Source organism: Pseudonocardia hydrocarbonoxydans (genome assembly GCF_006539565.1).
In the GTDB taxonomy this organism is placed as follows: domain Bacteria; phylum Actinomycetota; class Actinomycetes; order Mycobacteriales; family Pseudonocardiaceae; genus Pseudonocardia; species Pseudonocardia hydrocarbonoxydans.
Genome location: NZ_BJNG01000017.1, coordinates 225825 through 240352 on the forward strand (window position 1 = coordinate 225825; position 14528 = coordinate 240352).

General features: G+C 74.9%; 9 protein-coding genes. 5 read left to right on the forward strand and 4 right to left on the reverse strand.

Translation table 11 applies throughout. From position 1 onward, the window contains the following. The first annotated feature begins 11 nt into the window (after positions 1-11). Both PHY01_RS12265 and PHY01_RS12270 read left to right on the forward strand, forming a co-directional pair. Entirely contained in the window at positions 12-2267 is a 2256-nt protein-coding gene (locus PHY01_RS12265) for a glycerol-3-phosphate 1-O-acyltransferase (RefSeq protein WP_141278718.1), read from the forward strand. Further along, positions 2254-5022 (forward strand): HAD-IB family hydrolase, encoded by a 2769-nt coding sequence (locus PHY01_RS12270; RefSeq protein WP_141278719.1) that lies wholly within the window; start codon positions 2254-2256, stop codon positions 5020-5022. Before PHY01_RS12265 ends, PHY01_RS12270 begins: the two co-directional genes overlap by 14 nt. A 10-nt stretch (positions 5023-5032) precedes the next feature. Here the strand turns inward: PHY01_RS12270 and PHY01_RS12275 are convergent, their stop codons facing one another. The 3 genes from PHY01_RS12275 to PHY01_RS28355 all read right to left on the reverse strand — a co-directional run bounded on the left by PHY01_RS12275 (position 5033) and on the right by PHY01_RS28355 (position 8911). Beyond that, the gene (locus PHY01_RS12275; RefSeq protein ID WP_281283623.1) at positions 5033-5824 is read right to left on the reverse strand and encodes a siderophore-interacting protein; all 792 of its coding nucleotides are present in this window, start codon (positions 5822-5824) and stop codon (positions 5033-5035) included. Between the two features lie 12 nt (positions 5825-5836). Further along, positions 5837-6658, reverse strand: coding sequence for a (2Fe-2S)-binding protein (locus PHY01_RS12280; RefSeq protein WP_141278720.1), 822 nt, complete (start codon positions 6656-6658; stop codon positions 5837-5839). Positions 6659-6754: 96 nt separating this feature from the next. Continuing rightward, a complete protein-coding gene (locus PHY01_RS28355) occupies positions 6755-8911 on the reverse strand; it encodes a sensor histidine kinase (protein ID WP_440590672.1) in 2157 nt (718 codons plus the stop codon). A gap of 38 nt (positions 8912-8949) precedes the next feature. Here PHY01_RS28355 and PHY01_RS12295 point away from each other — a divergent pair, with 38 nt between their 5' ends. The 3 genes from PHY01_RS12295 to glgX all read left to right on the forward strand — a co-directional run bounded on the left by PHY01_RS12295 (position 8950) and on the right by glgX (position 13065). Further along, on the forward strand, positions 8950-10092 hold the full coding sequence (locus PHY01_RS12295; protein WP_141278722.1) for a CaiB/BaiF CoA transferase family protein: 1143 nt from the start codon (positions 8950-8952) through the stop codon (positions 10090-10092). Between the two features lie 120 nt (positions 10093-10212). Beyond that, the gene (locus PHY01_RS12300; protein WP_170183778.1) at positions 10213-10878 is read left to right on the forward strand and encodes a DUF4333 domain-containing protein; all 666 of its coding nucleotides are present in this window, start codon (positions 10213-10215) and stop codon (positions 10876-10878) included. 78 nt (positions 10879-10956) lie between these two features. Further along, on the forward strand, positions 10957-13065 hold the full coding sequence (glgX, locus tag PHY01_RS12305; RefSeq protein ID WP_141278775.1) for a glycogen debranching protein GlgX: 2109 nt from the start codon (positions 10957-10959) through the stop codon (positions 13063-13065). 16 nt (positions 13066-13081) lie between these two features. Here the strand turns inward: glgX and PHY01_RS12310 are convergent, their stop codons facing one another. Beyond that, complete coding sequence (locus tag PHY01_RS12310; protein WP_141278724.1) at positions 13082-14515, reverse strand: SDR family NAD(P)-dependent oxidoreductase; 1434 nt, start codon at positions 14513-14515, stop codon at positions 13082-13084. Between the last annotated feature and the right edge of the window lie 13 nt (positions 14516-14528).

Sequence of the window (14528 nt, forward strand, 5' to 3'; positions counted from 1 at the left end):
AGGGGGCGCGCATGGGACTCGCGACGGAGGCCGGCCCGGTGCCGCCCGGGGCGGCCGGCGGTCCCGGGGCGCCGACGATCCTGCTGGTGCAGGCCTCGACCGCGGTCGAGCGGGAGCTCATCTCGCGCTGGGCACAGGACAGCGGGCTCGACCCGGTGCGGGTGCTGCCGCTGCACGGCCCCGCGCTCACCCGGCCGCTGGCCGACGCCGACGGTGCCACGGTCGTCACGGCGGCCCGGGTGGCGTGGCTGCCGCGCGAGCGCAACGGCGTCCGCCGCGTCCGCTGGGCCGATCTCGCGTCGTTCACCGACCCGCGCCACCCGCCCGCGCACCAGCAGGCCCGGATCGCCCGGCGCGAGCCCGACCGCGCGCCGGTCGTGGTCGCGGAGCCGGCCACCGTCGCGGAGCTGCGGGCCCGGCACGGCGGCGGCGGTGACCTGGGCCGGTTCGTCGCCGGGCAGGCCGTCCTGGCACTGGAACGGGCCGAGCGGGCCCTGGTGGGCGACCGCTACAAGGTGCCCAAGCAGATCGTCGAGATGATCGAGGACGACCCGTCGTTCCGGCGCGAGGTCGCGGCGCTCGCGGAGCGGCTGGAGCTGCCCGAGGCCGAGATCACCGCGAAGGCGCACGATGCGCTCCAGGAGCTCGTCGCGTCGATGAGCCCGATGGCGGTCGACCTGCTCACCGGCGCGCTGCGTCCGCTGCACGCCCGCGCGTGGGACGTGCAGGTCGACACCGCGGGGCTGGAGCGGCTGCGCGAGCTCAACCGCCGCGACGCGCTGGTGTTCCTGCCCAGCCATCGCTCCTACGCCGACCCGCTGCTGCTCGCCGACGTCCTGGCCGAGCACGACTTCCCGCGCAACCACGTCCTGGGCGGGGAGAACCTGCGGTTCTGGCCGGTCGGGCCGGTCGCCAAGCGCGCCGGGGTGGTGTTCATCCGGCGCACCTTCGGCGACGACGAGGTCTACAAGCTCGCCGTGCGCGAGTACTTCGGGTTCCTACTGTCCAAGCGGTTCAACCTGGAGTGGTACATGGAGGGCGGCCGCTCGCGCACCGGCAAGCTGCGCCCGCCGCGGTTCGGGCTGCTGGCCAACGTGGCCGAGGCGGTGGAGCGCGACCGCGTCTCCGACGTCCACCTGGTCCCGGTGTCGATCACCTACGACCAGCTCCGCGAGGTGGCCGCGATGGCCGCCGAGCAGGCCGGCGCGGTGAAGAAGGGCGAGGGGCTGGCGTGGCTCGCCCGCTACGCCAAGGCGCAGCTCAGCCAGATCGGCACGGCGCAGGTGCGCTTCGCCGAGCCGATCTCGCTGCGCGCCGCCCTGGACGCGGAGCCCGACCGCCGCCTCGCGCTGCAGAAGGCCGCGTTCGAGGTGGCCGTCGGGATCAACCGCGTCACCCCGATCATGGCGACGGCGCTGGTCACGCTCGCGCTGCTGGGCGTCCGCGACCGGGCGCTGACCCTCGGCCAGGTGCGGGCCGTGCTGGCGCCGGTGCGCGACTACGTGCTCGACCGCGACCTCCCGCACTCCGGCGACACGCTCGACACCGACGCCGGGCTGCGCGGCGTACTGGCCGCACTCGCCGCGTCGAGGGTGGTGACGACGTACTCCGGCGGCGAGGAGCCCGTCTACGCGATCGAACGCGGCCAGCACCTGGTCGCCGCCTTCTACCGCAACAGCGCCATCCACCACTTCGTCGACCGGGCGCTGGCCGAGCTGATGCTCGCCGGGCCCCCCGACGAGCGCTGGGACGTCGCGTTCGGCCTGCGCGACCTGCTGAAGTTCGAGTTCTTCTTCCCCGACCGCGACACCTTCCGGGCCCGGATCACCGCCGAGCTGGAGCGGCTGGACCCGGGGTGGGAGACCGAGCGGGACGGGCGGGCGGTCCTCGCCCGCGCGCCGTTCCTCATGGCGCACCGCGTGCTGCGGTCCTTCGTCGACGCCCAGCTCGTCGTGGCCGAGCGGCTCGCCGCCCGCGACCCGCGCGTGCCCGTCGTCGAGAAGGAGTTCCTCGACGAGTGCGCCGGCGTCGGGCAGCAGATGCTGCTGCAGGGCAGGCTGCACGGGCCGGAGTCGCTGTCGCGGGAGCTGTTCGCCGGCGCGCTGCGGCTCGCGGGCAACCTCGACCTCACCGACCCCGGGCGCGACGAGCTGGGCCTGCGCCGGGCGGACCTGGCGAGCAGGCTGCGGGCCGTGCTGGCCCGCGTGATCACGATCGACGAGCTGGACGCGGCGTCGCGGAGGGAGGTCGTCGGTGTCGCACCCTGATGGCGGATGGAGCGAGGCCGACCTGATCGCCGACGTCGCGGCCGGGCCGCAGGGGCCGGAGATCGGCGCGTTCTTCGACTTCGACGGCACCCTGATCGACGGGTTCTCCCTGGGCGCGTTCGCCCGCCACCACGTGCGGTCCGGGCACGTCGAGCCGGTCGACCTGGGCCGGATGCTGCTCATCGGCATGCGCGGGCTGACCACCGAGGACGACTTCGAGCGCTTCTTCGTCCTGGGCATGCGCGCCTGGGCCGGGCGCAGCGAGGAGGAGCTCACCGAGCTGGGGGAGCGGCTGTGGCGCCAGGGCGTCGCCGGGTCGCTGTACCCGGAGGCGTGGCGGCTGGTCGCCGCGCACCGCCGCGCCGGGCACACCGTGGTGCTGGCCTCCTCGGCCACCCGGTTCCAGGTGGAGCCCGCGGCGCGGGCGCTGGGCGTGGAGCACGTGCTGGTCACCCCCGTCGAGTTCGGCGACGGGCTGTGCACCGGTCGCCCCGGCGGGCCGCCGCTGTGGCGCGCGGGCAAGGCCGCCGCGGTCCGCGGGTTCGCCCCCGCCCACGGCGTCGACCTGGAACGCAGCTACGCCTACTCCAACGGCGACGAGGACGTGCCGTTCCTGGGCACCGTCGGTCGCCCGCGCGCGCTCAACCCCGGCGACGGGCTGGCCCGCGAGGCCGCCGAGCAGGGCTGGCCGGTGGCGCGGTTCCGCCCGCGCGGGCGCGGCGGGGCCCGGGAGATCGCCAGGACGCTCGGGGCCCTGGGCGGCACGCTCGGCGGTTTCGGGGCCGGTGTCGCGCTGGGCACGGTCAACCGGCTGCTCGGCCAGGGCAGCCGCCGCGACGCCGTCGACCTCGGGCTGGGGCTGGCGGGCGACCTCGGCACCGCGCTGGCCGGGGTCACCCTCGACGTGCACGGCGCCGAGCACCTCGTGTCGCACCGGCCCGCGGTGTTCCTGTTCAACCACCAGAGCCAGCTCGACGTCATCGTGCTGGCCAAGCTGCTGCGCGGCGGGTTCACCGCCGTGGCGAAGAAGGAGGTCGCGTCGATCCCCGGGTTCGGCGCGGCGTTCCGGCTCGCCGACGTCGCGTTCGTCGACCGGGGCGACACGGCGGCGGCCAAGGCGGCGCTGGAGCCGGCCGTCGAGCGGCTGCGGGAGGGGATCTCGCTGGTCATCGCGCCGGAGGGCACCCGCAGCGTCACCCCGGCGCTGGGCCCGTTCAAGAAGGGCGCGTTCCACGTCGCGATGCAGGCCGGGGTGCCGATCGTGCCCATCGTGATCCACAACGCCGGCGAGCTGATGTGGCGGGGTGCCTCGACGATCCGCGAGGGCACGGTGCAGGTCACCGTCCTGCCGCCGGTCGACACCGCGGGCTGGCGGGTCGACGAGCTCGACGCGCGGGTGGCGCAGGTGCGCGGCGGCTACCTCGACGTGCTGGACCAGCGCGAGGTCGGCGCGCCGCGCGGCACCGTCGAGGTGACCACGGGGCCGACGGGGCCGGTGCGGGAGCCGCTGGAGTGGGGCACGGCCACCGAGATGGACGCCGACGCCGCCGCGGTGTGGCGCACCGGGTCGGCCCGCTCCACGCTGACCCTGCTGGAGATGCTCGACCCCGCGCCCGACCCGGACCGCCTCGCCGCCGCGCACGAGTGGGCGTCGCGGATGGTGCCGCGGATGCGCCAGGTCGTGGCCGAGCCCGCACTGGGCGCCGGGCCGCCGGTCTGGGCCGGGGTGCCCGACCTCGACCTCGCCCACCACGTCACCCGCGTCACGCTGCCCGCGCCGGGCACACGGCGCCAGCTGCTCGACGCCGTCGCCGCGTTCGCCGCCGCCCCGCTGGACCGCACCCGCCCGCTGTGGGCCGCGCTGGTCCTGGAGGGGCTCGAGGACGGCACGGCCGGGTACGCCGTCAAGATCCACCACAGCGTCACCGACGGCGTCGGCGCCGTGCGGCTGATGGGGATGCTGCACAGCCGCACCGCCGAGCACGACCCGCAGCGGCCCGAGCCGCCCGTGCCCCCGGTCCTCGCCGCACCGTCGGCGACCGGGGCGCTGGCCCGCCTCGGCGCCGAGGTGCTGGCCCACCCCGTCGACACGGTGGGCGGGCTCGTCCGCTCCGCCGTCCGGGTGCTCGCCCCGCCGGACGATCCCGCGGACCGCCGCGCCCCGCTGCTGGCCGGGCGCGGGGGCGTGCGGCGCGCGGAGGTGCTGGAGGTCCCGCTGGACGCGCTGCGGGCGGGGGCGGCGGCCGCGGGCGGGTCGCCGACCGACGGGTTCCTGGCCGCCGTCCTCGGCGCGCTGCGCGAGTACCACCGCCACTTCGGGATCGACGTGGACGGCGGTGCCACCGTCGGGCTCGGCCTGCCCGTCGGGCTCGGGGCGCAGGACGGCGCCGGGGGACGGCTGGCCGGTGCCGTGGTGCGCGCGCCGCTGACCGTCGCCGACGTCGGGGAGCGGGTCGGGGCGGTGCGCGAGCTGCTGCTGTCGACCGGGCCGTCCGGGCCGCTCGGGTCCGGCGCCGACGTGCAGGTGGCGTCCGTGCCCGGCATCGGGCACCCGGTGTGGTTCGCCGGCTCCCGGGTGACGCGGCTCTACCCGCTGGGCCCCCTCGCCGGGTGTGCCGCGACCGTCACGATGGTGGCCCACGACGGCACCGCGTGCGTCGGCATCGTGCTCGACGACGCCGCCGTCACCGAGCCCGACCTCTTCTTCGACGGCGTGCGCGCCGGGCTGGCGGAGGTGGCCGCGCTGGCCCGCTGAACCGTGGGCGTCAGACGTCCTGCTCGACGGCCCGGTTCCACTCGGCCTTGCTCGACCGCCAGCCGTCCTCGGTGAAGGTGCGCCGCCAGTACCCCGACACCGACAGGTCGGCCCGCGGCACGTGGCGCTCCCCGAGCAGGTGCCGGCGCAGCGCGCGGGTGGCGACCGCCTCGCCGTGCACGAAGGCGCACACCCGCCCCGGCGGGAACTCCAGCTCCGCGACCGCGCGCAGCAGCAGGTCGGGGGCGGACGGGTCGGGCTTCCGGTGCACCCAGGTGAGAGTCAGCTCGCCGGGGCTGGACAGCTCGACCTCGTCGTCGGGGCCGTCGGCCTCCAGGAAGACGTGCACGGGCGCGCCCGCGGGGACCCGCTCCAGGGACGCGGCGATGGCCGGCAGCGCGCTCTCGTCACCGGCCATCAGGTACCAGTCGGCGCCCGGATCGGGGACGAAGGCGCCGCCGGGCCCGCTCAGGGTCAGCAGGTCACCGGGCCGCGCCGCCTGCGCCCACGGCCCCGCGACGCCGGTGTCGCCGTGCACGACGAAGTCGATCGTCAGCCGGCCGTCGACCCAGGACCGCACGGTGTAGGTCCGCGACACCGGCCACTGCTCGCGCGGCAGCGTCGCGCGGACCTGCGCCGCGTCGAACGGCACCGGGTACGGGGCGCCGGGCGGCGGGAACGCCAGCTTGACGTAGTGGTCGGTGAACTCGCCCGCGGAGAAACCGCGCAGCCCCTCCCCGGACAGCACCACGCGCACCATGTGCGGGGTCAACTGCTCCACGTGCTCGACGCGGCCGTACACCGGCGTCCCCTCTCAGTCGATCTCCGAGTAGCGCTGCACCCGCTCGGCGTCGTCGACGCGGGGGCAGGTGGAACAGGCGCGCCCGTCGTCGGTCACCTTGAAGTAGTAACAGCAACCTACGCGGCGCCGGGAGACGTGGGCGCGGTCGCGGGCGTCGACGAACCGGTACAGCGAGGACGCGCCGAACTCCGTGCCGCCGCCGGGCAGGGCGACCGCCCCCTCGGCGACCACCTCGGGCGCCGCCGGGTCGCCGCCGAACCAGACCCCGACGTCGAGACCGTCGAAGAAGGCCCCGAGCAGGCCGCGGCGCGGCAGCCGGGTGCCGCCGCGGTAGCCCGCGAGGAACGCGTCGGCGTGCGTGCGGACCTGCGCGCGCAGCACCCCGGCCAGCGCGCACTCGTCGTCGACGACGGTGGCCGCGGGGTCGGCGGCGTCGGGGTCGCCGGGCAGGCACCAGAAGCGCGGGTCCAGCAGCGCGATCCCGTCCGGGTGGTGCGTCACGGGGTCGCGGGAGAAGGCGAGCGAGTCGCGGTCCAGGCGGGGGACCCGGCGGGCCAGCCGGAACGTCGCGCCGCCGATGTTGCCCGGGATGCCCGCGTACCCGTCGAGGCAGAACCCGGTGGCGGTCATCGGGTGGGTGCGGCCGTAGGTGCGGGCGATGCCCCCGGCCAGCGCCGACTCCCAGTCCGCGACGAACGCCGCGTCGACGTCGGCGCAGCGCGTCCAGCCCGTGGTGTCCTCGGGCAGCCCGACGCGCAGGGTCAGCCACCCGATCGCCGCGTCCAGCCGGGCGACGGTGGACTGCAGCGGTCCCGCAACCAGCACGCTCGTCATGTTGGTGAGGCTATCCTCGCTCGGCGGCGGTGTCGATGGACGGCGGTGTCGATGCGCGAGAGGGCCCGCCCGGATGAGAGACCTCTCATCCTGCGCTCAGGCCGTGGTCACCCGCGGACCGGACACTGCGACGATGCCCGACACCCCGACGGAGCCCGACCCCGCACCCGTCGACCCCGCACCCGTCGAGCCGGGCACCGTGCCGCAGGCGCCGGGCAACCGGCGCGGGGTGGCCATCGCGATCGTCGCGCTCCCCCTGGCGCTGGGCCTGGCGACGCTCGCGGTCCCCGACGGCTGGCTCGGCCCGAACCCGGTCCGGATCGAGGGGGCCGACGACGTCCCGGTCCCGGCGTTCCCGCCCCGGCTCGACGGTCTCGTCGGGCTCACCGCGCCCGCCCCCGTCCCCGTCCCGGTCGGGCCCGTCCCGCTGCCCGGGCCCGGGTCGGCGACCGTCCGGTCGGTGGCGGTGCCGGTCACTGCGGTGCCGGTCACGGCGGTGCTGGTCACAGCGGTGCCGGGGGCCGGGGACGACGGGCCGGTCGGGGTCGCCGGGAGTGGTGCCGCCGGCCCTCCGCCCGCCCCCGCCGGCCCGCCTCCCGGTGACGACGACGGTCCGGGTGACGACGACGGTCCGGGCGGGGACGACGACGTGGGTGGGGATGACGTGCCGGGCGGGGACGACGGCCCGGGCGTGGACGACGTGGACGACGACACGACCGGCGACGACTGACACTCCTCGCACACCCCCCGCACCGTCGCACAGGTTGCACCCCCTGCGACCGACCGCGGCCTCTGCGACGGCCACGCGTCAGGGGGTCGGGCCCGCCGCCGGCAGTTCGAGACAGAACCTCGCGCCCTCGCCGGGGACGGAGACCAGGCCGACCCGGCCGCCGTGGGCCTCGGCGATGGCGCGGACGATGGCCAGCCCGAGCCCGGCGCCGGTGCGGTGGCTGCGCGAGCCCCCGGTGGAGCCGCGGGAGAAGCGTTCGAAGATCCCCTCGGCGTCCTCGGGGCGGACACCCGGGCCGGTGTCGGCGACCACAGCTCCACCCTCCCGCCCCGGACGGCCGAGCCGAGCCGGATGACGTCGCCCCCGGCGGTGTGCTGCACGGCGTTCTGGGCGAACTGCACCATCGCCTGCGTGACGCGCTGCGCGTCGATCCGCACCTCGCCGTCACCGCAGCTCTCCAGGATCCAGCGCCGGTCGGCCAGCGCCCGCACCTTCGCGTCGATGTCGCTGGTCAGCTCGGCGAGCTCGACGGGGGCGATCCGGACGAAGTCGGGGCGCTCGGCCCTGGCCAGCACCAGCAGGTCCTCGACGATGCGGCTCATCCGGTCGAGCTCGTCGGTGCACAGGCGCACCACCTCGGCCCGTTCGGCGGGGGCGCCGGGGGTGTTGTCCAGGCCCATCAGCTCCAGGTTGCCGCGGATGATCGTGATGGGGGTGCGCAACTCGTGCCCGGCGTCGTCGACGAACTCGCGCTGGGTGGCGAACGCCCGCTGCAGCCGGTCGAGCATGTCGTTGAACCGGTCGGCGAGTGCGGAGAGGTCGTCGCGGCCCGAGACCGGGATGCGGCGGGTCAGGTCGTCCTCGGTGATCTCCTCGGCGGTGCGCCGGACCAGCCGGATCGGCGCGAGGATCTGCCCGGACACCACCCAGGACCCGACGCCGGCGAGCAGCAGCCCGATCCCGCTGACGACGGCGAGCGTGCGGATCGACTCGTCGACCACCGCGCGCTGGGGCGCCACCAGCTCGCCCACGACGAAGTAGCCGTCGATCCGGGCGCTGTCGCGGTTGATCAGGGTGCGGGTCCACCGGACGGGGCCCTCGGGGGTGTCGACGAGCCCGGTGTCGCCCGCCGCCGGGTCCAGGATCTGCGACAGCACCTCGGGTGTCATCGCGCGCCGGTTGCGGGCCAGGCCCTGGGCCTGCGGCGCGGAGCCGTCGGCGAACACCCCGACCTGCACCTCGTCGTCACCGGGCCGCTGGCGCTCCAGGTGGGTGGCGAGCAGCTCCCCGGCGTCGGCGAAGGGCCGCCCGGTCTCGGGGTTGACGCCGATGCGGGCGAAGTCGTCGAACTCGCCGGACTCCTGCACGAGGTCCGCGGTGATCTCCGCGTCGAGGGTGCCGAGCAGCAGGTTGCGGGTGACGACGACGACCGAGAGCAGCGCGGCGGTGAGCAGGAGCAGCAACCACGCCATGATCCGGGTCCGGGCGGGCAGGCCGCGGCGGGACCGCGCCGTCGACGTCATGGTCACCGCCCGATCCTGTCGGGTAGGACAATAGGGTCGTGCTCCCCCTCCACGACATCCTGGTCGTCTCCTGCGAGCAGGCCGTCGCCGCGCCGTTCGCCACCCGACAGCTCGCCGAGCTGGGTGCGCGCGTCATCAAGATCGAGCGCCCGGGCGAGGGCGACTTCGCGCGCGGCTACGACACGACGGTGCACGGCCAGTCGAGCCACTTCGTGTGGCTCAACCGGTCCAAGGAGTCGATGGCGCTCGACCTCAAGACCGACGCCGCCACCGTGCACCGCCTGCTGGAGCGGGCCGACGTGTTCGTGCAGAACTTCGCCCCCGGTGCCGCCGAGCGGCTCGGGCTGGGCGCCGACGCGCTGCGCGCCCGGTACCCGCGCCTGGTCACCTGCTCGATCTCCGGCTACGGCCCCGACGGCCCCTACCGCGACGCGAAGGCCTACGACCTGCTGATCCAGTCCGAGGCGGGGCTGGTCTCGGTGACCGGCAGCGCGGAGGAGCCCGCGAAGGCCGGCATCCCGGCGGCCGACATCGGGGCCGGGATGTACGCCTTCTCCGGGATCCTCGCCGCCCTCTACGACCGCGAGCGCACCGGCGAGGGCACCCACCTGGAGATCAGCCTGTTCGACTCCCTCGTCGAGTGGATGGGCTTCCCGCTGCAGTACACCGCGGGCGGCGGGGAGCCGCCGCGGCGCACCGGCACCAGCCACGCCGCGATCGCCCCCTACGGCACCTTCCGCGCAGGCGACGGCGTCGAGGTTGTGCTGGGGATCCAGAACGAGCGCGAGTGGACGGCGTTCTGCGCGGGCGTGCTGGCCCGCCCCGAGCTGGCGGCCGACCCCCGCTTCGACACCGGGGCCCGCCGCGTCGAGCACCGCCCCGCCCTGCACGCCGAGATCGACGCCGTGCTCGCCGGCCTGACCGGCGCGGAGCTCGTCGACCGGCTCGCCGCGGCCCGGATCGCGCACGGCCGCCGACGCGAGGTCGCCGAGGTGCTGGAGCACCCGCAGCTCGCCGCGCGGGACCGCTGGGCCACCGTCGACACCCCCGGCGGCCCGGTCCGCACCCTGCTCCCGCCGATCACGCTGCCCGGGCGGCCGCCCCGCCTCGGCCCGGTCCCCGCGGTCGGGGAGCACACCGACGCCATCCGGGCCTGGCTCGACGAGGCCGACCACCGGTAGTGGCCGCCGGGCGGGGTGGTGCTGGCACGACCCCGACCGGCCTGGAGCCACCGTCGCCCGGGAGGGCGCCCGGCGCGCAGTGTTTGTCTCGTCGCGCACCGACCATCCCAGGAGACCACCGTGTACGAGCGCACCACCGTCGTCCCGCACTTCGCCGGACCGTCCCACCCCTACGGCGCCCCGCAGTTCCCGCCCGCCGCCCCGCCGTTCCCGCCCGCCGCCCCGCCGTTCCCGCCCGCCGCCCCGCCGCCGCCGCGCCGGCGGACCGGGCTCGTCGTCGGGCTCGTGCTCTGGGTGGTGCTGCTGCTCGGCGCCGCGGGCGTCGTCGCGTTCCTCCTGCTCGCCCCGGCCCGCCTCGACGTCGACGACGTGCGCAGCGAGATCGTCCGCGTCACCCAGGAGGAGGTCGGGATCGTCCCGGTCGACGTCGCCTGCCCCGAGACCATCGACGTCGCCGCGGGCACCGTCACCACCTGCACCGCGACGCTGGACGGGCAGCCGCTGAGCTACGGCGTGCGCCAGGACGACGACCGCGGCAACCTCACGATCACCCACGACCGCACGCTGCTCGTCGCCGAGCTGGAGACGACCACCGCGGAGCTGCTCAGCACCGAGGTCGGTGAGGAGATCGTCGTCGCCTGCGGGTCCGACGAGCGGACGGTGCTGGTCAACGCGCCGGGCACGCCGATCGCCTGCGGGGCCGCGAACGTCGCCGACCCGTCGCTGGTCGCCGAGGTGACCGTCACCGTCGACGCGGAGGGCACGCTGACCTACGAGGTGCTGTGACCCGAGCGGTGCTGTGACCTACGAGGCCGCTGCGCGGTCGCACCCAGCGGGAAGGGCTCGTCGATGGTGGGATGGCTCGTGCACATCTGGCCCGGCAAGCCCTTCCCCCTCGGCGCCACCTACGACGGTGGCGGCACCAACTTCGCGATCTTCTCCGAGGTCGCCCACCACATCGAGCTGTGCCTGATCGACGACGCCGGGGGCGAGACGCGGCTCGCGCTCCCCGAGCGCGACGGGCTGGTGTGGCACGGCTACCTGCCGCGCTGCGGCCCCGGCCAGCGCTACGGCTACCGGGTGCACGGCCCGCACGACCCGGCGGCGGGGCTGCGCTGCAACCCCGCGAAGCTGCTGCTCGACCCCTACGCCAAGGCCGTCGACGGGGAGAACCGCTGGGACGAGGCGCTGTTCGGCTACCACTTCGGCGACCCCGACTCGTTCAACGAGACCGACTCGGCCCCCTACGCGGCCACGTCGGTGGTGGTGAACCCCTACTTCGACTGGGCGGACGACCGCCCGCTGCGCATCCCGTACCACGAGACCGTGATCTACGAGGCGCACGTCAAGGGCATGACGATGCGCCACCCCGACGTCCCCGACGACGTCCGCGGCACCTACGCGGGCCTCGCGCACCCGGCGATGATCCGGCACCTGCAGTCGCTCGGGGTGACGGCGCTGGAGCTCATGCCGGTGCACCAGTTCGTGCACGACTCGACGCTGCACGACCGGGGCCTGCGCAACTACTGGGGCTACAACACCATCGGCTTCTTCGCCCCGCACAACGGCTACGCCTGCTTCGGCACCCGCGGCGAGCAGGTGCAGGAGTTCAAGACGATGGTCCGCGCGCTGCACCGGGCGGGCATCGAGGTGATCCTCGACGTCGTCTACAACCACACCGCCGAGGGCAACCACCTCGGTCCGACGCTGTCGTTCCGCGGCGTGGACAACCAGGCCTACTACCGGCTCGTCGACGGCGACGAGAAGCACTACTTCGACACCACCGGCACCGGCAACAGCCTCAACGTCCGCCACCACGAGTCGTTGCGGCTGATCATGGACTCGCTGCGGTACTGGGTCACCGAGATGCACGTCGACGGGTTCCGCTTCGACCTCGCGTCCTCCCTCGCCCGGGAGTTCCACCAGGTCGACCGGCTCTCGGCGTTCTTCGACCTGGTCAACCAGGACCCGGTCGTCAGCCAGGTGAAGCTGATCGCCGAGCCGTGGGACGTCGGCGACGGCGGCTACCAGGTGGGCGGGTTCCCGCCGCTGTGGACGGAGTGGAACGGCAAGTACCGCGACACCGTGCGCGACTTCTGGCGCGGCGAGCCGGGGAGCATCGGGGAGTTCGCCGCCCGCTTCACCGGCAGCTCCGACCTCTACGAGGCCGACAGCCGGCGCCCGATCGCCTCGATCAACTTCGTCACCGCGCACGACGGGTTCACCCTCAACGACCTGGTCTCCTACAACGAGAAGCACAACGAGGCCAACGGCGAGGACAACAACGACGGGGAGAGCCACAACCGCTCGTGGAACTGCGGTGAGGAGGGCCCCACCGAGGCGGCCGAGGTCAACGTGCTCCGCGAACGGCAGAAGCGCAACTTCCTGGCCACCCTGCTGCTCAGCCAGGGCGTCCCGATGATCGCCCACGGCGACGAGCTCTCCCGCACCCAGCACGGCAACAACAACGTCTACTGCCAGGACGGCGAGATCAGCTGGGTCGACTGGGAGGACGCGCGCGCACACGAGGTGCTCACCGAGTTCACCGCGGGCGTGGCGCGGCTGCGCCGGGACCACCCGGTCTTCCGCCGCAGGCGGTTCTTCCAGGGCCGGGCGATCACCGGGTCGAGCATCGAGGACATCGCCTGGCTGCGCCCCGACGGGCAGCAGATGACCGACGCCGACTGGGACTCCGGCACCCGCAGCATCGGGGTGTTCCTCAACGGCAAGGGCATCCCCGAGCGCGACGACCTCGGCGAGCAGATCGTCGACGACTCGTTCCTGCTGCTGATCAACGCCCACCACCAGCAGGTGCAGTTCACCGTGCCCGACGAGTCCTACGGCCGGACCTGGCAGGTCGTCGTCGACACCGCCGACCCGCTGCTGGCCAACGCCCGGCGCCGGCACCCGGTGCCCGGCGGGCGGGTGCGGGTGCCGGCCAGGGCGATGCAGGTGCTGCAGTGCCGCTACTGAGACACCCGCTACCGGCTCACCAGTTCGTGGGGGCGTAGTCCTTGAGGAAGCAGCCGTGCAGGTCCTCGCCCGCCTCGCCGCGCACGATCGGGTCGTAGACGCGCGCCGCGCCGTCGACCAGGTCCAGGGGGGCGTGGAAACCCTCCTGGGCCAGGCGCAGCTTGGTGGGGTGCGGCCGTTCGTCGGTGATCCAGCCGGTGTCGACGGCGGTCATCAGGATGCCGTCGGTGGCCAGCATCTCCCCGGCGCTGGTGCGGGTGAGCATGTTCAGCGCGGCCTTGGCCATGTTGGTGTGCGGGTGGCCGGGGCCCTTGTACGCGCGGCTGAACTGGCCCTCCATCGCGCTCACGTTGACGACGTAGGTGCGGCGGGCGGGGGACGCGGCCAGTGCCGGGCGCAGCCTGCTGATCAGGATGAACGGCGCCGTCTGGTTGCATAGCTGCACCTCCAGCAGCTCCAGCGGGTCGATCTCGTCGACGTGCCGGGTCCAGCTGTTCACCGGCGCGGTGTCCGGGAGCAGCCCGCCCGCGTCGATGGCCGTGCCGGCGGCGATGCGCTCCGGTGAGGCGTCGTAGACCTCCGAGAAGGGCCGCGCGGCCAGGGCCAGCTCGGTGACCGCATGGGGGTTCTGCTGCTCCAGGCTCCCGGCCAGCACCGCGGGGTGGGCGTCGGACACGTGGTCGAAGGTGATCACCTCGACCGGGGTCTCCGGCAACGCCGCCCGCTCGGCCTCGACCAGCGCGGAGTACGAGCCGGGGGAGCGGCGCACGGTCTGGGCCGCGTTGTTGACCAGGATGTCGAGCGGGCCCTGCGCGGCGACGGTGTCGGCCAGCGCCACCACCTGCGCCGGGTCGCGCAGGTCGACCCCGACGACCCGCAGCCGGTGCAGCCAGTCGGCCGAGTCCTCCATCGCGGAGAAGCGGCGCACGGCGTCGTGCGGGAAGCGGGTGGTGATCGTGGTGTGGGCGCCGTCGCGCAGCAGCCGCAGCGCGATGTACATGCCGATCTTGGCGCGGCCCCCGGTGAGCAGGGCACGGCGGCCGGTGAGGTCGGTGCGGGCGTCGCGCCGGGAGCGGTTGAGGGCGGCGCACGGCGGGCAGAGCTGGTGGTAGAACGCGTCGACGACGGTGAACCGGCACTTGCAGGTGTAGCAGGCCCGCGAGCGCAGCAGCGTGCCCGCGCTGGCACCCGCGGCCGTCGACACCAGCGGCAGCCCGGCCGTCTCGTCGTCGATACGGCCCGGCGCGCCGGTGGCGGTGGCGGCGGTGACGGCGTGGTCGGCCGCGGCCACCGCGTCGCGCTTCGCGTGGCGGCGCGCCAGCTTCACCGACTTCCAGATCCCCGCCGTCGCCCGCCGGACCGCCACGGCGTCGGGGTGCTCGGGATCGAGATCGGTCACCTGGTCGAGCACCCGCAGGCAGGTGGCCAGGTCGGCGGGGTCGATGGACACGCCCGAGAGGGTA